This is a genomic window from Virgibacillus pantothenticus, from assembly GCF_018075365.1.
GTDB lineage: Bacteria > Bacillota > Bacilli > Bacillales > Amphibacillaceae > Virgibacillus > Virgibacillus pantothenticus.
On the sequence record NZ_CP073011.1, the window covers coordinates 754,810 to 773,775 of the forward strand.

The 18,966-nt window shown below is 31.2% G+C and carries 19 protein-coding genes and 1 pseudogene; 16 read left to right on the forward strand and 4 right to left on the reverse strand.

The annotated features are described in order from the left end of the window. Positions 1 to 9 precede the first annotated feature (9 nt). Together KBP50_RS03730 and KBP50_RS03735 are read left to right on the forward strand one after the other, a co-directional pair. The gene (locus KBP50_RS03730) at positions 10 to 909 is read left to right on the forward strand and encodes a hypothetical protein (protein ID WP_050350057.1); all 900 of its coding nucleotides are present in this window, start codon (positions 10 to 12) and stop codon (positions 907 to 909) included. A 124-nt stretch (positions 910 to 1,033) separates the two neighbouring features. Continuing rightward, positions 1,034 to 2,098, forward strand: a complete 1,065-nt coding sequence (locus tag KBP50_RS03735) for a hypothetical protein (RefSeq protein WP_050350058.1) — start codon at positions 1,034 to 1,036, stop codon at positions 2,096 to 2,098. Positions 2,099 to 2,217: 119 nt separating this feature from the next. On the opposite strand, the gene KBP50_RS03740 is transcribed toward KBP50_RS03735, so the two are convergent. Beyond that, entirely contained in the window at positions 2,218 to 2,727 is a 510-nt protein-coding gene (locus KBP50_RS03740) for a hypothetical protein (RefSeq protein WP_050350059.1), read from the reverse strand. A gap of 181 nt (positions 2,728 to 2,908) precedes the next feature. On the opposite strand from KBP50_RS03740, the gene KBP50_RS03745 reads away from it, so the two are divergent. The 3 genes from KBP50_RS03745 (at position 2,909) to KBP50_RS03755 (ending at position 4,762) form a co-directional block, all read left to right on the forward strand. Further along, positions 2,909 to 3,643 carry a hypothetical protein gene (locus KBP50_RS03745; RefSeq protein WP_201778437.1) on the forward strand — a complete coding sequence of 245 codons (735 nt, stop codon included), beginning with the start codon at positions 2,909 to 2,911 and terminating at the stop codon, positions 3,641 to 3,643. After that, positions 3,640 to 4,125 carry a hypothetical protein gene (locus KBP50_RS03750; protein WP_050350060.1) on the forward strand — a complete coding sequence of 162 codons (486 nt, stop codon included), beginning with the start codon at positions 3,640 to 3,642 and terminating at the stop codon, positions 4,123 to 4,125. Before KBP50_RS03745 ends, KBP50_RS03750 begins: the two co-directional genes overlap by 4 nt. 265 nt (positions 4,126 to 4,390) lie before the next feature. After that, positions 4,391 to 4,762 (forward strand): hypothetical protein, encoded by a 372-nt coding sequence (locus tag KBP50_RS03755; RefSeq protein ID WP_050350061.1) that lies wholly within the window; start codon positions 4,391 to 4,393, stop codon positions 4,760 to 4,762. Between the two features lie 490 nt (positions 4,763 to 5,252). On the opposite strand, the gene KBP50_RS03760 is transcribed toward KBP50_RS03755, so the two are convergent. Then, entirely contained in the window at positions 5,253 to 6,692 is a 1,440-nt protein-coding gene (locus KBP50_RS03760) for a helix-turn-helix domain-containing protein (protein WP_050350062.1), read from the reverse strand. Between the two features lie 263 nt (positions 6,693 to 6,955). Between KBP50_RS03760 and KBP50_RS03765 the strand changes: the two genes are divergently transcribed. The 11 genes from KBP50_RS03765 (at position 6,956) to KBP50_RS03815 (ending at position 17,998) form a co-directional block, all read left to right on the forward strand. Continuing rightward, the gene (locus tag KBP50_RS03765; RefSeq protein ID WP_050350063.1) at positions 6,956 to 7,399 is read left to right on the forward strand and encodes a hypothetical protein; all 444 of its coding nucleotides are present in this window, start codon (positions 6,956 to 6,958) and stop codon (positions 7,397 to 7,399) included. A 436-nt stretch (positions 7,400 to 7,835) separates the two neighbouring features. Then, entirely contained in the window at positions 7,836 to 8,735 is a 900-nt protein-coding gene (locus KBP50_RS03770) for a tyrosine-type recombinase/integrase (RefSeq protein WP_050350064.1), read from the forward strand. A gap of 608 nt (positions 8,736 to 9,343) precedes the next feature. Next, positions 9,344 to 10,057: a hypothetical protein gene (locus tag KBP50_RS03775; protein WP_210967619.1), complete on the forward strand. Its 714-nt coding sequence runs from the start codon at positions 9,344 to 9,346 to the stop codon at positions 10,055 to 10,057. Between the two features lie 153 nt (positions 10,058 to 10,210). Continuing rightward, positions 10,211 to 10,732 (forward strand): hypothetical protein, encoded by a 522-nt coding sequence (locus tag KBP50_RS03780; protein ID WP_050350066.1) that lies wholly within the window; start codon positions 10,211 to 10,213, stop codon positions 10,730 to 10,732. Between the two features lie 883 nt (positions 10,733 to 11,615). After that, on the forward strand, positions 11,616 to 11,822 hold the full coding sequence (locus tag KBP50_RS03785; RefSeq protein ID WP_050350067.1) for a hypothetical protein: 207 nt from the start codon (positions 11,616 to 11,618) through the stop codon (positions 11,820 to 11,822). A gap of 80 nt (positions 11,823 to 11,902) precedes the next feature. Further along, entirely contained in the window at positions 11,903 to 12,751 is an 849-nt protein-coding gene (locus KBP50_RS03790) for a hypothetical protein (protein ID WP_050350068.1), read from the forward strand. Positions 12,752 to 12,766: 15 nt separating this feature from the next. After that, the gene (locus KBP50_RS03795) at positions 12,767 to 13,141 is read left to right on the forward strand and encodes a hypothetical protein (protein WP_050350069.1); all 375 of its coding nucleotides are present in this window, start codon (positions 12,767 to 12,769) and stop codon (positions 13,139 to 13,141) included. Between the two features lie 285 nt (positions 13,142 to 13,426). Beyond that, the gene (locus KBP50_RS03800; protein ID WP_082240847.1) at positions 13,427 to 14,938 is read left to right on the forward strand and encodes a recombinase family protein; all 1,512 of its coding nucleotides are present in this window, start codon (positions 13,427 to 13,429) and stop codon (positions 14,936 to 14,938) included. Next, complete coding sequence (locus KBP50_RS03805; RefSeq protein WP_050350071.1) at positions 14,938 to 15,345, forward strand: beta-eliminating lyase-related protein; 408 nt, start codon at positions 14,938 to 14,940, stop codon at positions 15,343 to 15,345. The genes KBP50_RS03800 and KBP50_RS03805 overlap by 1 nt, the downstream gene beginning before the upstream one ends. 139 nt (positions 15,346 to 15,484) lie before the next feature. After that, the gene (locus KBP50_RS03810) at positions 15,485 to 16,768 is read left to right on the forward strand and encodes an MFS transporter (protein WP_050350072.1); all 1,284 of its coding nucleotides are present in this window, start codon (positions 15,485 to 15,487) and stop codon (positions 16,766 to 16,768) included. Positions 16,769 to 17,611: 843 nt separating this feature from the next. Further along, the gene (locus KBP50_RS03815; protein ID WP_050350073.1) at positions 17,612 to 17,998 is read left to right on the forward strand and encodes a hypothetical protein; all 387 of its coding nucleotides are present in this window, start codon (positions 17,612 to 17,614) and stop codon (positions 17,996 to 17,998) included. An 81-nt stretch (positions 17,999 to 18,079) separates the two neighbouring features. On the opposite strand, the pseudogene KBP50_RS03820 reads toward KBP50_RS03815, so the two are convergent. Continuing rightward, positions 18,080 to 18,280: pseudogene (locus tag KBP50_RS03820) on the reverse strand (DUF3147 family protein); the annotation flags it as partial. A gap of 2 nt (positions 18,281 to 18,282) precedes the next feature. Next, positions 18,283 to 18,699 carry a MarR family winged helix-turn-helix transcriptional regulator gene (locus KBP50_RS03825; protein WP_050350074.1) on the reverse strand — a complete coding sequence of 139 codons (417 nt, stop codon included), beginning with the start codon at positions 18,697 to 18,699 and terminating at the stop codon, positions 18,283 to 18,285. Positions 18,700 to 18,966: the final 267 nt, after the last annotated feature.

Genomic DNA, 18,966 nt, shown 5'->3' on the forward strand with positions numbered 1-18,966 from the left:
TGTATAAAGTTGGAGTTGCAATTTGAAGTGTTTACTGACGAGAATGGAATGTACGGGAGGGAATGTCCTGAATGTGAAGGCTATTTTAAAGTCAAAGGTGGAACAGGGTTAGATTCAGATCTTATGACGTGTCCTTATTGTGGCATTAGAAGTAGCACTGATGAATTTTTCACTAATGCTCAAGTTGAGTACATTCAATCTATAGTAGTAAATGAAATAGGGAAACTTGTTCATAAATCATTTAAATCACTTGAAAGAGGAAATAGAAAAGGATTTGTTACTTTTAAAGTCAATGATAGATTAAAAAGGTTGCCTTTAAAGCATTACTCTGAACAACAACTACAAACTAATACGAAATGTGATAAATGTGAACTAGAGTATGCTATTTTTTCAGTTTTTTCGTATTGCCCTGATTGTGGGGAGAGTAATACGTTTCAAGTATTTAAAAAGTCGTTGGATTCTCTTAAAAAACAATTAGAAGCATATACTAATTTAGAAATAGAAGATAAGGACTTTTTACAAGAAGTGCTTGAAGGGATATTTAAAAATACAGTTTCTAAATTTGATGGATTAGGTAAACAACTTAGGGATAAATTACCCACACCTTTAGCAAAGAAGAGAAGTCCTTTTCAAAATCTTTTTATCCTTAATAAGGAATTAACTAGCCACACTGATATAGATCTTGAAGAACTGGTTGGGGAAGATATATTTAAAGAAGTAATAAGGTTGTTTCAAGTACGCCACATTTTGGAACACAATTATGGTCAAATCGACGAAGAGTATATTGAAAAGACCGGTGAAGGCTTTAGAAAAATTGGTGAGCGCTATTTAGTTTTAGTAAAAGAAACTTCCTTTCTTCTTGATACTACTGAAAGACTAGGAGAATACTTATATTCTCAATTGCAATAATCATAATCAGGGGGAGTGGTGTACTACCGCCTTCTCTGATTTTTTTTCGTGATTGAATAATTTTCGCAGATTATTGAGAAGTAGTGAAGATGTTATCAAGTGAATTTTCAGGGAGAGTGGTTTAATGGATAATGAGTATCTTTCTGCTTTTAAGATATTTCAAAAAGAGCAAGACATAATAAAAAAGGTTTTAAGAAGTCCTGCAATTGAGGCGATGCAAAGACAACAGGATAATATAAATAGATTAATAGGCAATTCAGCGACAGTGGGATTTGATCGTTATCAAGGGATTGCCTCCATTATGAATAATTCGGCATTTAGGGAATTGCAAACGCAACAAGATACTTGGAATAGATTAATAGGGAATTCTGCTGCAATTGGATTGGAAAAGTACCAGAGTGTTGCAAGTGTAATGCATAGCACAGCATTTGATAATTTAGTTAAACATCAAAGTACTATAAATGGAATTTTTAAATCCTCAGCATTTGAAGCAATACAAAAGCATCAAGATACTTGGAGTAGGCTAGTAGATAACTCAATATCTACGGGATTAGAGAAGTATCAGGGGATCACTAGTGCAATAAGTAATCTTGGAATAGATAATTATCAAAATAGTATAACTCAAGTCATGAATAATTCAACCTTTGAGATATTGCAAAAGCACCAAGATAGATGGAGTGAACTTTTTAACAAGATTTCAGATTTAGGTATTAACTCAAGTACTTTTTCGGAAATGGTTGAAGAATTACAAGAGGTATATGACGAATTAGACAGTAGTTCATCAGTTTCTGAAAAAGAGAATATAAATGACAAGGAAATCAAAGAAGTAATTCAAGGGATTATTTCATATTGTATGCATATTGTTACAGTCTTCCATGTGGTCGATACAAAATATATTTGGGATATTCTAACTAAAATATCAGTATTAATGACCATTCTATTGCCTCTCGTACCTATTGATGAACCGAATACGCAAGAGGAAAAAGTTCAGATAATAAACGTTAATGGGGATAATAATACAATTAACATTGAAAATACCGATTCTGGAACTATTATCATTAACACAGGTGATAGAGAAACAGACGTGAATGTTATTAAAGATAACACCGAAAGTGTAGAGGAACATGGAAATCAAGTTGAAGAACTGGAAAAGAACAAACTTGATATTTCAGCAGGGCTGAAAACCTAGACAAAGAGTGGGTCAGGTTACTAATTAAAATTGATGCAAGAATTAGGCTCTAGTGAGTTACGTTTTCACTAGAGCCTTAAATAATCCCAATCGCTTGGTTATTGCTTAGAATACCCATCCTAAGATATATAGTCTTTCTTATGAGGAACTAGTGTAATGTCCGCTACTTCGTATCTAGCATTTATATTTTCTTGATCCCAATTAAAGGGCATTATCCTTCTAGATAATAATTTGTGTTCTTGTGAAGTTACTGTCGCTGTCCATAAATATCGATCTAATAAACTCCTAATAAAATCCTCTGTTAAAGTTCCGTCTTTTGCTTTTTGTTCACAAATATCTTGTATGTATTTTTTCTTAGGTATAAGGTGTTCGTATTCTAACCCAGTTACCGTGTTAGTCTTTAACACTTCTAATGCTGCAGGAGTTGTAAAGTCAGTTGAATATCGCTTGTCATTCCACTTCTTTGGCAAGTCCTTTGTGGCTAAATAGATATGTAAGTTAGCAAGAAACTTACCTTTACCTTCATGAATTCCTTTCATAAAGAGCGTATCATGATAGGCTAGTGTAGTTAAAAAATAAAAATATTTACTGGCTAAAGTTCTAATAATATCCTCTCTTCTGCTGTCCAATATAAACCATCTCCCTTAGAAATAAAGAAAAACCAATTAACATTATACAGTAAAAATCTACTAGTTCCTTCTTAGTTGACTTAAAGAACCCTGATTGCAGATTAATTGTAAAATAATAGAAAGATAACTGTGGTAAAATTAGAATAAAATTGCTGACTTAATTTTATTGAGGTGATTCCATTTGGTAAGTAAGAAACCATATTTTATAGAATCTCCATATTTTATTGGAGAACCGGGTAATTGCCACCTAAAGACTAATGCACCAAAAGAGGTCGTAAAAGAATTCAATGAGTTTATGGAAGATGATAATCCTAAACCGCCATATAAAGATATGGAGTTCATAGATTTAGATTTTAGAGTACTTTATGATATTGAGAAATACCTATTCGGCACTGTACATAATACATTTAAAGAACAAGGATTTTTAAGTGCTCCTGATTTTTTCTTAATTGTCATTTGGAAATCAAATCGTTCCAAATCGAAAGTTGCGAAACGCTTATTAGAAATGGGGTATCCAAGTCTACAAGAGGCTGTAAAAATAATTACAACTGAAGTTAATTTATTGAATGATTCTAAGCAAAGAATGAAATATTTAATGGCAAACTGCGGGTTCAGGTTGCCGATGGCTACTGCTATTTTAACTGTATTATTTCCTGACTCTTTTACTGTGTATGATGTTAGAGTATGTGATGTTCTTCAAGAACAGGGATACAAATTTCATAGTTTAACAGACCGAAAGTTTTCAGATAGATTATGGGAGGATTACAAGGCTTATATAAATGCCGTTTCAGTTTCCGCTCCTAAAGAATTCTGTTTAAGGGACAAAGATAAATATCTATGGGGTAAATCCTTTTATGAGCAGTTAATTATGGATATTAGCAACAATTTTAATGTGAAAAATGAGGGTAAAAAATGAATGTTGATACGATAAAGACAATAGATAACGCTATAAAAGAAATCTGGTGCAATAATATAAAGTCCGACTATGAAAACTTTAGTTTACTTAAGGAAGATACATTGAAGAATTCGTTTTATTTTCACCTAAGAAACAAGTTAACTGACAGGTTTTTAGAAGTAAATCGGCTGAAAATGTATACAGAATATTATCATGACGGCTTACGGGCAGATTTAGTCATAGCACAGTTATGTGAAGAACCCGGCTTAAATGGGCATTTAAGGAATGATGTGGTGGATATTTTAGCAGTAGTTGAAATGAAATATAAGTACGATACTAATGATGATCCTTTCAAGAAGGATATCGTGAAAGTACAAAACTACATTAAAAAACTTAACTATAAAAATTGCCTGTATTATTTAGCGTTTATTCATGAGGTTGTAAATCCTGTCAAGGAATATTCATGGCTAACACAGAGAGACTTAAAGTGGGCTTGCAGGTAAAGTAACTGAACTTAATGGCTATTTTATTGAAGGTAATGATGAGCCAGTATTCCAAATTATCTCATACTAATATTCGTAATTTATGAAATAAGAAAAGGTAGGATAGTGGTGAAATGTCCGAAGCACTAGAAGAATTATCGTATATAGCAGCACTAAGAGACGGAAAAAACCGTCTCTTTTATTTTGATAAAAAACAAGGAAAGAACATACGGTCATTTAATTAAATATATGTAAATATTTACTAAAGAATAGGGAGGATAATCAAATGATAAAGGGAAAAGACAAAAAGAAAAGCCCGGATTATGTAAAGGTCATTCATAATGATTATGTTATTACCATAGGTAGGCATATCCGCTTTAGTTGGGTCACTCATACGGATAAAGATTATATGTATTTCTTATATATCACCCGTACAGAGAAGAATTTTATTGGTAAAAATACAGCACATGTTGGAAAATTTAATGTTTTATGTCACCAACAAACATTCTACGATTATCACCGTTTAATGTTGGTCATTGAACCAATATTAAGTGAATATATCTTACAGAGTGAGAAAATTTTTGAGATTTGTATGCTTGTGCAGGAATTAGAATACCAGAGTGGAGACCCGCTACACCAAGAAACGAGTGGGGAATAACAGTAGGAAATATCCTACTGCTTTTTTATTTATATATATATTGAGATGAATTTTTCTGAAAAAATGTAATCAGTAGAAGGGAATTGCCTTTTGATATTGAAATAAACAGTATCAGGAATAAAGATTCTCAGAAATGTCTTAGAACTCTTTCTTGTGTATACGTCCTTTTGTTTGGAATAAATATACGCTTAAGACCAGATAGTTGTATTGCTATTTGGTCTTTTCTTATTGAAAAATTTGGAAAGACCTAATTAGTTCGAGTTCCAGTCAGGGTTCTAACAGTTTTTCTAGTTCATGATCATTTGGGGAGCATAATGGATATTAGGTTATTATCTAGCCAAATTAGTGACGAACCTTCCGGGTTTATCGAGAGAGTGATAAGAAAATATGAGTTACAAGGTTCAATGAAAAAAGAGTGATGGCTCACTCTTTGAAAACACCCATAATAATATGTATTAATATCAATGTAAAAAACTGTATAGAAAAGTACTTATTTTTTGTATTTAGTCCTTTTAAGTGATGCCTTCTTTAATATATTATCTATATCCATCCATTCTTTATCAGGAAAGACCTTAAGAATAAGTTCAATTTTAGTATTGCCGTACTTATCCAGTTTTGGTGCCTCAATCGTAACTGATGTATCATTATCACCATCTATAAAATCGAGATTTAGTTCATACGTATTTGGTAAGTTATATGGTGTTTCACCATCAAATAGAATGGGTGATCTCATGACCTTTATAACTTTTAGTTCTTCAAGTTCTTTTATATGACTAACGGCTGTCCTAAGGCTACAAGGTGCAGCCTCTGAAATTTGTTCATATGTCATATAAAATTGACCATTTTCATCTGCAAAGCGTTTTGAATGAATGAAGATTGCATTAATCGTTTTGTGAAATTTTTTAGGATACTGATGAATTGTTAGTAAGTCATTTCTAGACACCGCTATCATTGTTTTTGCTTTGCCTTTCCCAAGAACAATGTTATTTGAATAGACACCTTCCACGATTCTGCTAATTTCTTTATAGCAAATTTCCAATGGGGTATCATAATATTCCTTCTTTTGATTTCTCATCCAATTTCTTAGGATTTCTTCACAACTTTCCCTTCTGTGATTCCTTGTGTTTAACCATATAGCAAGTTTGAGAAGACTTTTGTGTCTTGTCCCTTTTTGCCATAGTCCATTCTTAAATAAATTTTCTAAGGAACTAAGTGTCTCACCTGTTTTTATCTTTTTATTATGACTGGCATTTTTACTTAAGTCTGTTTTTGCAATTGGCTTATGTTCAGAAATGCATTCACTTTTTATCGTTGGTAGTCTTTTAATTATTGCCCGGATTTGACTAATGTCAATTGGTTTTATATCTAGAATGTAATCTAGTGTTTCTATCGGTTTAAGTTCATCATTTACATACCAACAAATATTACTATTCTCGTCCTTGTTTTTTCGATTGATGCCCAGAGGAAGTTTCAGTCCTTGAGTAGGGCTTGGTCTGCATTCAATTTTATCTTTATCTATATCGGAATGTATTTGAAGCACTTTAGATGCAACATAGTTGTATAGTTGAACCATTTTAGGGTAGCCAATAGTACTTGAAAAATAAACATCCACATGATACCCCTTTGTACCGCTCCAACTTGTATGTATGAATTCCGACGAGATACCGATTTGATTTAAAACTTGGTATATGGATCGCACAACTTTCTTTGATGGGATATCGACGTCAAAGGAAATGAATTTAGTTAATTCTGCTCCGCAAAAAATGCCGTATGTACGTTTTCGTCCAAGATGTAAACCAATCATTTCATCATTAAGGTTCTTATTTATCCAAGTATATGAACCGTCTTCATTTTGAATAATGTATTTCTTTCTTTCAGTAATAAACAAATTTTTCATTTTCTTAGCAATAACACTAATGTCATTGTCCATTTAAACCACTCCTTTCAAATAATCCAATAAAGTATTCACTAATATAACTGAAAAAAACTGCATAGAAGATTACTTATTTATTGTCTTTTTATTAATAGTCTTTAAATAAGGTTTTAATAAGAATATCATGTATAATTCTGATTTTCATATTTTCACGAAATCCGTCACAGTTATGTGTTCCCATACTCGTTTCGTCTTTTTCTTTTTATGCTATAACAATAGTAAGCCAAGTAATTGGCGAATTTGAAAGGAGAGGATGATTAATGGAAGAAGTAATTAAAGAGGAAATGGTTAATCTATTTAATGTGGGTGTTGGTAATCAATATGATTATGTAGGATTCTATATGGATGAGGAGAAGGTAAGATTTCTTATAGACCGAACTGATGGTGTTTCCTATACAGACGATTTTATAGCCGGAAATAAGATTGAAGCGATCAGTATTCTTTTTGAAAAAGTTGAAGAAATGATTGATGAGGTGGAATCAAGATTATCAGATTACTATTCTGAAATCTCAGCAGAACACCATGAAGAAAAAAATGACGAAGAATTAAAAGAGAAGTTAGAAGATGCCGCCTTATCTGCTCTTTATAAAATTCAAAGAACAAACTTAAAATCATTTTTTAATGAAGATGAGTTAAAACTAGCAGAATTAAAACATAATAAATTAGTGGAAAAGTATGAACTAAAAGAAATGAATGATTTTTAATTACTACAAAAAAAAATTTCTCTAAAGTTTAATAGGTGGAGGTGAGTTGAAATAGAACTATTATCAAGTGCAGACATAGATGCAGTAAGGAGTATGTATCAGCAAGCGCAAAATAAAAGTGCTAGCCTCAATAGTGATGGCACATACAATTTATATTTAAATTTCGGTTTTGGGTGTGACGAACATAAAGTAACTGAGGAACAACTAAATTACATTCGTCAATAAACAGTTACATAGTATTTAATTTAAGTCTCTTAAAAAATGAAATGGTGCTGGCAATGAGTTTAAAACGCGCTATAATACGACCAAACAGGTTTTGTCAGATAATATGGTTTATGCGACAAGAGTACTTCATTTTCATGAATTTTCTCGTCGCATAACACCTGTAAAAGAAATACCTTTTTCGTCGTATAACATAGCAGGGAGGATTATTATAATGAACGCAGTTCCAGCCACTGTTTCACAATCACTTGAAAGTTTCAAAACGCACCTTCTAGAAAATGATAAAAGTTTAAACACCATTAAAAGTTACACCCAAGATTTAAACCACTTCTCTAAATGGCTCCATCAAAGATATGAGCAACCTCATTTAATTTCAATACTTACTTCTACAGATTTGAAAGATTATGAACGACAACTAAAATCAGATAACTCAATTGCTCCAACAACTGTTAATAGAAGATTGGTTGCATTAATGAAATGGTCCGAATTTTTATTAACTGTTGGATCAACCAGTGTTAATCTTTCCAATAATATTAAAATCAAAAGAATTCAAAAACAGAATAACATACGTTGGCTTACAAGAAAAGAAGTTGGGAAATTACTACATGCCATTGAGTTGACAAAGCAACAAAACTGCAAAAAGGGTATGCTTCATCAAACGATAGTTTATTTGGCTGTAAATTTAGGCCTTCGCGTTCAGGAAATCTGCAATGTCAGAATTATTGATGTAGATATCCAAAAGGAAATTATCAGAATAAATGGTAAGGGGGATAAACACAGAATCACACCTTTGACCGAAAATACTAAGGATGCAATAGTTAACTGGCTGAAGGTCAGGGAGCAAGAATCCGAATATTTGCTGGTGAGTAGCAAAAGTAATCATTTAACTACAAGAGCAGTACAGCATATATTTAAAAAATATAGTAATCTATTAGGAATTGAGATTACACCGCACTCTCTTCAGCATACATATTGCAAACAGTTAGCCGAGCATGGCGTTGATATCCAATCTATTGCGGATCTTGCAGGCCATAGTAGCATTGAGACGACGAGAGTTTATGTAACACCTTCAATTCAGGAGTTGCAAAATGCCTTGAAACGAACAGAATTTTAAGTAAAGCAAGCGCTCAATTTAATGGGCGCTTTTATGTATGGTACTGGCTCCTATTAATAGTCATAACAACCTTTACCTTTGAAACTTAAAGGTTAATAAGAATTAATAACTGTTTTAATGATTATAATCACTATAATCATTAAAACAGTTATAATCGCTGCTAATGGATGTTAATGAAAGTCAATTGGAGATAATTATTTTACTCATGCCTCTTTCAGAACGGGATGAAATAAATTTTTAAAAGCCATTTTTGGTAGCAAATAAAATACCATTGGCTAGTGAAAAAAATATTCATGGTAAACAATTTAAGTAATATCGAAATAAATTTACAGCCGAATAAAATAGAATAAATTAGGTTTTAAACGACATTTAATGTTTTTGCTTCATTTTCCCCGATTTTCACCTAAAACCGTCAATAACAAGTCCTTTAGTTATTACCCAATGTGATAGGGTGATCTCAGTATTAAACGGCTTGTAATTCATCATTAAGCCTTCTCCTTTTATCATTTAATTACATAAATCGCTATTTCGTAGATACAAAACTTGAAGATGATTAGATTCACGCTATAGTAGTCATCAAATAAAATTCGGAGGATGATAATGTGGGAATGTACTTCGGCTTAACGTTTAATCCAGAGAAGTATCCAGATGTAACAGAAAGATTGCAAGAACATGCTAGTATTTTTAATGAAAAATTAGAAATGCACTTGATAGTTGACCTTAATCTTTTGGAAATTTATTTCAAATCAATGGATCTAACAATAATTGATAGGGTTCTGCTTTATGACTTAGAGGAACTAGGCAGTTGGGAAACCTTCAAAAGTTTTTCAAATCTATGTGGAAAATATGGGTTAGAATACAGCGTTATAAAAAAATCAATAGACTTACACAGTGATGTTGATGTACCAATTGGTTATCTTACGGAAATTATTCAGGAGGAGTTACTTACAAATATAAAAACAAAGGGGGAAGAGTTAATGGATAGTAATTCCAAACAATATACGAAGAGCCAAATTGATTTTATTAATAAAAAACTTCAGGCTTCAGCAAGAATGGCCGCTCGAACGGAAAAAGAAATACATTCCCTTTTTACTGATGATGAAATAAATTTGGTGAAAGAGAATTGGAATGGAAGTAAGCCTTCAACTGGTAGGTCTTTTAAAGACAGGTTACTGTATCAAGTAGTTGCTGTTATACCTGAGGAAGTACTAGTAACTAATTGGAATGTTGATAGGAGAGAACTATTGCGAAAGATTTCGGATATAACAGAATATCAGGCTTTTACATTAATTCGGATATCAATTCAAAAACAAACCGGTTAAAGATGACAACTTTTGATCGTTGGAGGGTATAGTTACTCAACGGTATGTCGCAAAATTAATGATATGAATACTTAATAAAGGAGATTTAGTATTTTTGTAGAAAATGTTAATTTATTTACTAATTCCTATTAATAGTGAAAGGGGTTATTTATCTTGAATATGATAGTTGAAAAACAATGGCATAGGATAGCCTTACTTGGAATTATGCTTTATTTTTCTTTAATTTTCACAACTGTATTTTTACCAATGGCATGGATTCATTATAGTATTCCAACTACTGATTACTATTTAATTTCATTTCTTCTAATGTTTGTAGGAGGAGTAATTTTTAATATCATACTATCTTTCAAATTGCGTGCAAATAGAGAGGAATTAGAAAATGCTTTTCCTAAAGGAATGGTACTTAAGATATTTGGGTGGAAATTTGTAGCATATTCGATTTTATTTTTTGTAATGGTGTTCCTAACCGGTGATATAAAAACATATTTATATTATTTTCTTTTTTTGATGATTGGTGGGTATTCTTGGTTTTGTAGTCTTAAAGGTTACGTTCAAGCAAAAAATGATAAGAAAGGGAAAGATGACAGTATAAAGAAAAATTCATGGTTAGGTAGGATCTTAATTATTAGCATTACTTTATCTTTACTACTTGGCTATCTGTACCGACTCGGGTGAATATAAAGAACCCATTATGGAACGGGTATTTACCTGATATGTCTTTACAATACTTAGAAGTAATATACTTTTGCTATAATACATTTAATATATTTTTAATACACTTCAGGAAGGCTTTCTAGGGACCTTCCCAAAAAAATAGAATTTTTTTAAAATAGGTCCTTTACAAAAGTCAACTTTTATACTAGAGTTATTATTACGTTAATATACATTATATTTTTTGATTTAATATTTTTGATTTTTATACATTAGTTTTATATATAAGTCTCTTTCTTTTTATTACGGAAGAGCAAATAAAAATTATACTAATATACCTGAATAAGTGGGAAAGTATGTGTTTCGCATACTTGTAATTTCCTATGGTTGAGTGTGTGTTCTGTTATCACTCGATCACTTTGTTTTCGTGTATGTATAATTTTTGTTTGTTCTTTTTTTATTTGTAATAAAAAGGAGGGGACTTTTTTATTTGGTTTTTTAGTTACATGTTGGACTAAATAGTTCTGCTCTAGATCGACGTGATTTGAGCACAATTTAACCAACGTAATGGATTAAATGTTTAAGTAGATGAAATCTGATTTATGTATTCAACTCTAAAAAATTTAAGGAGAGCGTTTTTATGGAAAACATTTGTTAGTATCACCTATGCATGTTTCAAATCCTAAAATTCTTAATTTTTTCACTAGAAAAGATGTAACTTTTAGAGTCATCGAAGGTGATTATCTTATGAAACCCAAACTTTTAAAAAACTTTGGTTAGATGAAGCGAAGATTGCAACAACCAAATTTCCTAACGCGGTAGTATTTAATTAAAAAAGAGTATTAACAGAGGAAGGAAAAATTAAACAAGGATTAAAATTCAAACTAAATTATTGGAGGGTGTTTGCGTGGCTAAAACAAAACGAAAAATTGTAAAAACTGCTGCAGTGTATATTCGAGTAGGCTCAATGGAAAGGTTCCAAAAACCAAAAGGTAATTCCTCGGTGGATATAATAAAGGAATTAGAATTATACCTAAGTGAACAACGGAAGCAACATTCAAAAATTGAGAGAATTGCCTCGGCTTTTAGAGGACTGGAGACCTTAGATTATTGACTCTGATCATGGAAGTACATAACGAAAATTGGCATCTTAATAAAAAACTGAACTTAAAATCATTGAGGAGAAGATTATTTATGAAAAACAATAACGCATTAGTTTATATCAAAGGATTAACACCAGTAGAAGCACAATCAGATCTTAAAAAGGTGGAAAGATTTTGTTCGGAAAATGACTTAGAAATCGTTGAAATCTTGTATGACGAAACCCGAAAAAGTGAAAAAGATTATGACTGTTTAGAGGCTCTTTATAATTCTATGAAATCCCAGAAGGCAACAACCATTATATTTAATAGTTTCTATGCCTTCTATAACCTAGCAACATTTATTAGTCGCTTGTCCCATTTAATTGGTATGGAAGTAATAAAATTTCGTAATGGTGAAATCCAAGAAATGTTAAGTGAAACCAAAATGAAGGATATTCAAGTAATAAATCAGTCAATGTTCGATGAGGTACTAACTGTAGATTTTGGAAATTGGGTTGGAAGTTTATCAAATGGCCGTAAAGATGTACTTTATATTAATCGTGAGGAAAATATTAGAATGGCAGAAAGAGAGAAACATAAAACTCAGAAGGCTATTAAAAACTACAGAAAAGACAAAGGGATACTAGGAGTCGTTTTAAATGAAAGTAATTTAGAACAGATGACCATAGATGTTCAATCTGAAATGTTTTTGGACAAAACTGAATTTTCCCGTGTGGTAGTTTATGAGGGTTTCTATGAATTTGAGAAGTTATTGCAATCCAATAAATATTATCGAGTTATCTGTGATGATTTAGCATATGGAGATATTGACGATCTTAGGAGTTTTATAAACACCTGCAATGAGTATTCAGTTGAAGCGCGCTTCTGGGATGAAGATCTATCTACATTTAATGAATATCCATTGCAAACCTTTCTTGATGCTGTTACCGGGAATTTATAGAAAGTGGAGGGAGGAATGGTCAAAGTAAAGAGGCATTCAATAATTTTTGCAGCAAAAGTGTTCTGTATTTCTGTTTTAGTCATTAGTGGCTATTACTATTTACTTTGGATAACGAAAACAAGCCAAACCTTTGATACAGCACTGTACTTTAACGCTGGTGCCTTTGGAGGGATTCTCGCTTCAAAAATTAAATTACAAGGTCATATAAGCATAAAAGAGATAACGATTCTGACCATAATGTTGTTGATCACCCTAAATATAATAAGGCTGATTCTTAATATCGAAGATACAACACTATTTGCTTATCTTGGTTTAATCTCCGGTATTCCAATTTATGCTTGTACTAAAAGAGCATTTCGGGGATTTGAAATTAAGGGAAAAGAACATTGACTAAAATAAAAAAGTTAAAGGGGAGTTAACAATTCCTGAATGTAAAGTTTGATTATTAGTCTTTCAGTTAACTGGGGGATGTAAACCGTCCCCTCTCCAGTATATAAAATTTATCTTTAACAAGAATTTTTAAATCGAAGTGTGTACGTTAGAATCAAAGAAACTTATGAAAATAGGGGGGAATTAGAATGACTATTATGGCTGTGGCCTACATTAGGGTTAGTAGGATGGGGAAGGGAAAATTGAGTAAATGGGAAGATAAGTTTTCTCCAGAAACTCAACTTAATGCTATCAAAAATTACTGTAAAAGTAAGGGGCTATACTTTGCATGAAGAATATTATAGTGATTTAGATTACAGCGGCGGAACGGACAAACGTCCACAATTTCAAAAAATGATGTATGACATTAGCAATAAGAAAAAACAAATAGATGTAGTTATTGTTTACAATTTGAGTAGGTTTGCTAGAGATGTTCTAGATTTAAATAAATACTTAAAACTGTTAAAAGAACATAAAGTAGATTTCGTTAGTTGTTCGGAAGAAATGTTAAGAACAGACAATCCTTATAGGGAATTTATGATCAATATAATTGGATCAGTAGCGCAATTACAAAGACAGCAAATCGCAGAAACGGTTAGAGATAATATGCTTATTGCAGCAGAGAAAGGGGAGTTTTTAGGAGGAGTAACTCCAATTGGATATAAAGTTAACGAATTTACAAGGAAATTTGAAGTAGTAAAAGAAGAAGCAGATGTAGTTAAACTAATTTTTAAAAAGTACGCAGAAGGAGATGGCTTAGAATTAATTACGCAATATTTAACCGAGAACAAACTATTTAATAAGAAGAAACACAGTAAGACAACCATTCGTTCAATGCTCACAAATCCAAATTATACTGGCGACTTTTATTATAATAGAAGACAGAACTATGATGTTGTTAAAAAGAGGAAAAACAAAGAAGAAGATTGGATAATAGTACCCAAAAATCATACACCAATTGTAAGTTGGGATCTTTTTAACTTTGTACAAGCAGAGTTGAAAAATCGAAGAAAAAATGATAATCCATTTGTTAATCACAATAAATTAAGCAAACACATTTTATCTGGTTTAATAGAATGTGGAAATTGCGGATGTCATTACTGGGGCAATCCGAAGAAAAATGGTCAAAATAAAGTTTATGAATACTATGTTTGCAGTGGAAAGCAGAGACATTCCCGCGCGTATTGCCAAGCAAAGGGAATACGTGTTGAGAAGTTAGATGCGATTATTCTTGATAGTCTAAAAGATGTAATAACCCATGATGTACTTATGGATTTATGGGAAAAAACTTATATGCTTATTGCTGAAGAAATAAAGGTTGAAATGGCGAATGAGATGGTTATTAAAAATAATATAAAAGAATTAAAAGAGGAAAAGAAAAGATATGTAAAACAGTTAGGTAATGTTGACCCTGAAAATGATGAGGCTGATTTGATAAGTATGTACCAGAATGAAATAAAATTAGTTCAGCGTGAAATATCTGAACTGGAAAATTCTCTTCAGGAGGAGGAAGGCCTTACAGGTGATTTTGATATTACAGCAGTGTTTGACTTTAAAAAGGTAGTAAGTGGTATGGGAAATACAAAGTTGGATATTGAATTCCTTAAAACTTTTGAGAGGAAGCAAATTAAGCAAATAGTTAGTCGTTTTATTGAAAAAGTCATTGTCCAAGACCTTGATGATGGAAGTACTAAAGTGGATATAAAATATAAGGTGAATAAAGACGACCTGCAATTAATATTGAAGGGTCCCTTGTAGTGGGAAAAAAGAAGTTCATTAATAAAATATATTATCATAGAAAAATGTTGGGAGGGGGAATGAGGCAATCTGGTATTATTGCTGCTCCAGGAATCTATGCATTAAATAATAGAATTGATAGACTGAAAGAAGATCATGAGAATGCATTTTATTTTGCAAAAAAAATAAGTAGTATAAAAGGCATAAGATGTGATATTAAAAAAGTAAAGACAAATACTGTTATATTTAATCTGAAAAATGAATATATTAATGTTAACGATTTTATCAAAAAAGCATGGGAAAAGGGCTTAAATATCAGTGAGATTGGAAATCATAATCTAAGAGTTGTAACCTATTATAGTATTACTAAAAAGATACTTGATGATGCGGTTGAAAAAATAGAAGAAGTACTTAAAGAATATGAATAAAATCTTTGGTTGAATTTACAAAAGTCACCTACAAATAATGGTATCTATACATATTTGTAGGTTTTATTTTTTAAATTTTTATTATCTTATAAATATGGTAGTATTATTATACAATTAATCTTAGGAACGGAGGGAATTTATGGGTAATTCAAGCATTCTTATGCCACTAAAGGACAAAAGATTTAGACGATTTTATTCAATGCAATTGCTTTCAGACTTGGGAAATTGGTTGGATTTTACTCTTTTGATTCTTCTAATCAGCTATCAATGGGGACTAGGTGAAATTGCGGTTGCATCATATATTATTGTATATGGTCTTCCTTGGATTATTATTGGTCCATTTGCAAGTGTTTTTGTTGATAGATGGTCAAAAAAGAAGGTCTTTATAGTAACATTATCTTTGAGAATATTAGTTGTATTATCATATATAATTGCCCCCAATATTTATATTTTATTAACATTAGTTTTTATTAAGGGTATTTTAGCCTCACTCTTTGATCCAGCTAGACAAGTGACCATAAAAATCCTTATTGAAGCTACACATCTTTCTAAAGCTGTAGCATTAACTCAGCTTTCACTAAATTCAATGAAAGTTATTGGGCCATCTTTAAGTGGGCTTCTTGTTGCCATTATTGGCTTTAAAACTACACTAATAATAGAAGCATTACTATTTTTATTTGCTTTACTTTTTGCCTTGGCAATAAAAATCCCTAGCCAGAATAATGAAAATGAATCTTCACCTATGCAAAAGACAAAAAAACCTAAATTTATAGATGAACTAAAAGAAGGATTTAGTTACATAATAAAAAATAAAAAGTTATTATTAACTATAATTACAACTGCTTTATCGTTTTTTATTATTTTTCTTTATGATGGACTAATTGTTTTCCTCTCTCAAGATATAGGATTAAGTGAAGCCTATTTTGGTTTTTTAATTTCTTTTGTAGGATTTGGAGCTATAACTGGTTCTTTGTTATTAGGACAGTTTTCTTTCTGGAAATCTAAACCCCTTACAACAGTTTTATTAAGTTTTCTAGGTTCTGGGATCGTAATATTCCTAATGGGTACGGGGGCATATTTCCCAAAATATTTTCCCGTCTTTGTTTTCTTTATTTTTGCTATAATAATTGGTGCATTAAATGGAACCCAAAATGTTGGATATGGTTTTATTTTACAAAAGGAAACGCCTAGTTATATGCTTGGCAGAGTAAGTTCTGTCGCACAAGGCTTGCAAAACTTTACGATGCTAAGTGCTCCTTTAATAGGAGCTTTTATTTCTAGATTGTTAAATGTGAATGCAGTCTTTATTTTAGCAGGTACATTAGCAATTGTTATATCCACAATAGTATTATTTATTACAAAAATTAGAGATTATGATTCCAATAGTAAAGAAGAACTTTATCAACATCAAAGCAATATATAGTACCAGGGTTTATAACATTTTAGCAATTTTAATAATATATAGAATTGAGATATAATAAAATCTCTAAATAAGTAATCAATAATAAATAAAATTAAATACAAAATGCGAGGACTTGCAATACACAAATTTTGCTTAAAAGTGAATATAAGTGTAACAAAAGGTAACAAGAATAAATAATAAAATAAACCACGAGAAATCAATGTTCTTAAAAAGTGAGCTTAACTATTGAAATAAATACAATTAACAAATGAAAAAAGTAGAATAATTAGGCTAACAACACGGGTGGCATGATGTAATTGTATAAAAACAATTCCTGATTGGGTATAATTTTTTTATTATGAAACGGTTTTAAAACAAGCACTTTTAAGCCCAAAAATGGGGCTCAAATACCCAAATCATTTAAATCCTAAATGCCATGTACTATACCAAAAATCCTTTTTTGAAGGTCTTTTTATAATTAATACAAATTTTTACACTAATTTTACACATGATCTTTTATTGATATTGATATATCAACCTTTATAAACAGTATTCGACCCCGACCACCGGCAAGTGTTGTTTAAATTATCGAAAGTTGGAAAAATTCTATTGTTTTAAAGAGAATCAACATATTCTACAACTCGGAAGCTGGACTTCAGATGTTTATTTTTTAGATATAGAGGGGATAGATTCTTCAAATAATATGTTGGAATTATTCAACAAAAATTGCAATGAAAGAGGTATTCATACTAGCTGTTATAAACAAGATATGTCGAATTTCACTATTAATCAAAAGTATGGGCTATTATTGTACCAACGGGTTCATTTTTACTTTTGCATCAATTAGAAGAGGCAATTAGCGCTTTGAAATGTTTTTATGAACACTTAGAGAAAAATGGAAGATTAATTTTAGATATTTTTCTACCGGAAAACACCAAAGAAGGTTTTGTATCAAAACGAGGATTTACCAATCCACAAGGAGATACAATTATGTTAGAGGAAACATTGGTTAAAATTGACCAAATCAATCAATTTGCTGTCTATCATAATCGCTATGAAAAATGGAGACAAGGAAAGTTAATGGATTCTGAACTTGAAATATTTCCATTAAAGTGGTATGGAGTGGAAGAATTTCGTTTGATTTTAGAAAAAACAGGATTTACATCGATGGTTATCTCTTCAGACTATAAATATAATCAATATCCAACGAAAACCTCTCAAATTATTACGTTTGAAGCTACAAAATACTAAAAAGTGGCTCTTCGCTATCTAGTGTGAAACCACAACAATTAGCGAAGTATGACCCTTGCTGATTGAAGGTTCTCTTTATTGAACGGCTGTTGCAGGGAATCCCCACAACACGCCTAATGCAAATTTACTTAATATGTGATTTTGTTCTCCTTGAAAATATAGCCAGATTATACTTAACAAACTTACTAGTGGTAACGCAGCTACTACACCACCGTATGTTGGAAACCTTCTAGCTATCTCAGTTACTATTCCTATCACTATTGCAGAAATTATAACCTTCATGATTAGGTACACTTTTTAACAACCTCACTTAATGTTTTAAACCCCAACTCTATTATTTCTCTTTCTTTTGAACTAAGACAATTCAACACTTTTTCTAATTTCAATTCATCCAGACTAGTGTTGCGATAAAGTACTTCCTCCCCAGTTTCTGTTAAGCAAAGTGTTACTTTCCTTTCATCTAATGAATCCCTTTGCTTTTTAAGATAACCTTTTTGAATTATTCTTTTAACATTTTCCGAGGCTGTGTTATGAGAAACATTTAGAAAGGTAGCTATATCCCCAATTCCAATCCCTTTATTTTTTTCAATATGCTGTAGTATCCTTATAGCTTGGTGAGTTATTTTATCTTTATGAGAAAAATGTAAATGATAATAAATGTCTGTCCAATACTTGTTTAACTTTAATACTTTACTCATCATATCCCTCCATTACATCTTTAATTACGATTATATCTATAAATACGATATAAATTGTACAATATTCATATATATTTTTCAAATTGTATTCTTAAATAATAAGATATTATGTTCTGAAATTAGTTTAAAAGTACGATATAATCAAGATTTTCTTATAGAAATCTTTTAACAAAGTGCATATGCATTAATAATGGTTGTGCGTTTATAGGTAACACCCAGATAGGAGGTACCTCTCAAAGTATCTCCCTAATGAGTATTTATTTCTTAAAA

Excerpts from the sequence above, each read along its gene's own strand:
- KBP50_RS03825 (WP_050350074.1), bottom strand. The coding sequence starts at position 18,699 with ATGATGAGTAAAGTATTAAAGTTAAACAAGTATTGGACAGACATTTAT.
- KBP50_RS03750 (WP_050350060.1), top strand. The coding sequence starts at position 3,640 with ATGAATGTTGATACGATAAAGACAATAGATAACGCTATAAAAGAAATC.
- KBP50_RS03795 (WP_050350069.1), top strand. The coding sequence starts at position 12,767 with ATGGTCAAAGTAAAGAGGCATTCAATAATTTTTGCAGCAAAAGTGTTC.
- KBP50_RS03755 (WP_050350061.1), top strand. The coding sequence starts at position 4,391 with ATGATAAAGGGAAAAGACAAAAAGAAAAGCCCGGATTATGTAAAGGTC.
- KBP50_RS03770 (WP_050350064.1), top strand. The coding sequence starts at position 7,836 with ATGAACGCAGTTCCAGCCACTGTTTCACAATCACTTGAAAGTTTCAAA.
- KBP50_RS03765 (WP_050350063.1), top strand. The coding sequence starts at position 6,956 with ATGGAAGAAGTAATTAAAGAGGAAATGGTTAATCTATTTAATGTGGGT.
- KBP50_RS03800 (WP_082240847.1), top strand. The coding sequence starts at position 13,427 with ATGCTATCAAAAATTACTGTAAAAGTAAGGGGCTATACTTTGCATGAA.
- KBP50_RS03790 (WP_050350068.1), top strand. The coding sequence starts at position 11,903 with ATGAAAAACAATAACGCATTAGTTTATATCAAAGGATTAACACCAGTA.
- KBP50_RS03810 (WP_050350072.1), top strand. The coding sequence starts at position 15,485 with ATGGGTAATTCAAGCATTCTTATGCCACTAAAGGACAAAAGATTTAGA.
- KBP50_RS03775 (WP_210967619.1), top strand. The coding sequence starts at position 9,344 with ATGTACTTCGGCTTAACGTTTAATCCAGAGAAGTATCCAGATGTAACA.
- KBP50_RS03735 (WP_050350058.1), top strand. The coding sequence starts at position 1,034 with ATGGATAATGAGTATCTTTCTGCTTTTAAGATATTTCAAAAAGAGCAA.
- KBP50_RS03760 (WP_050350062.1), bottom strand. The coding sequence starts at position 6,692 with ATGGACAATGACATTAGTGTTATTGCTAAGAAAATGAAAAATTTGTTT.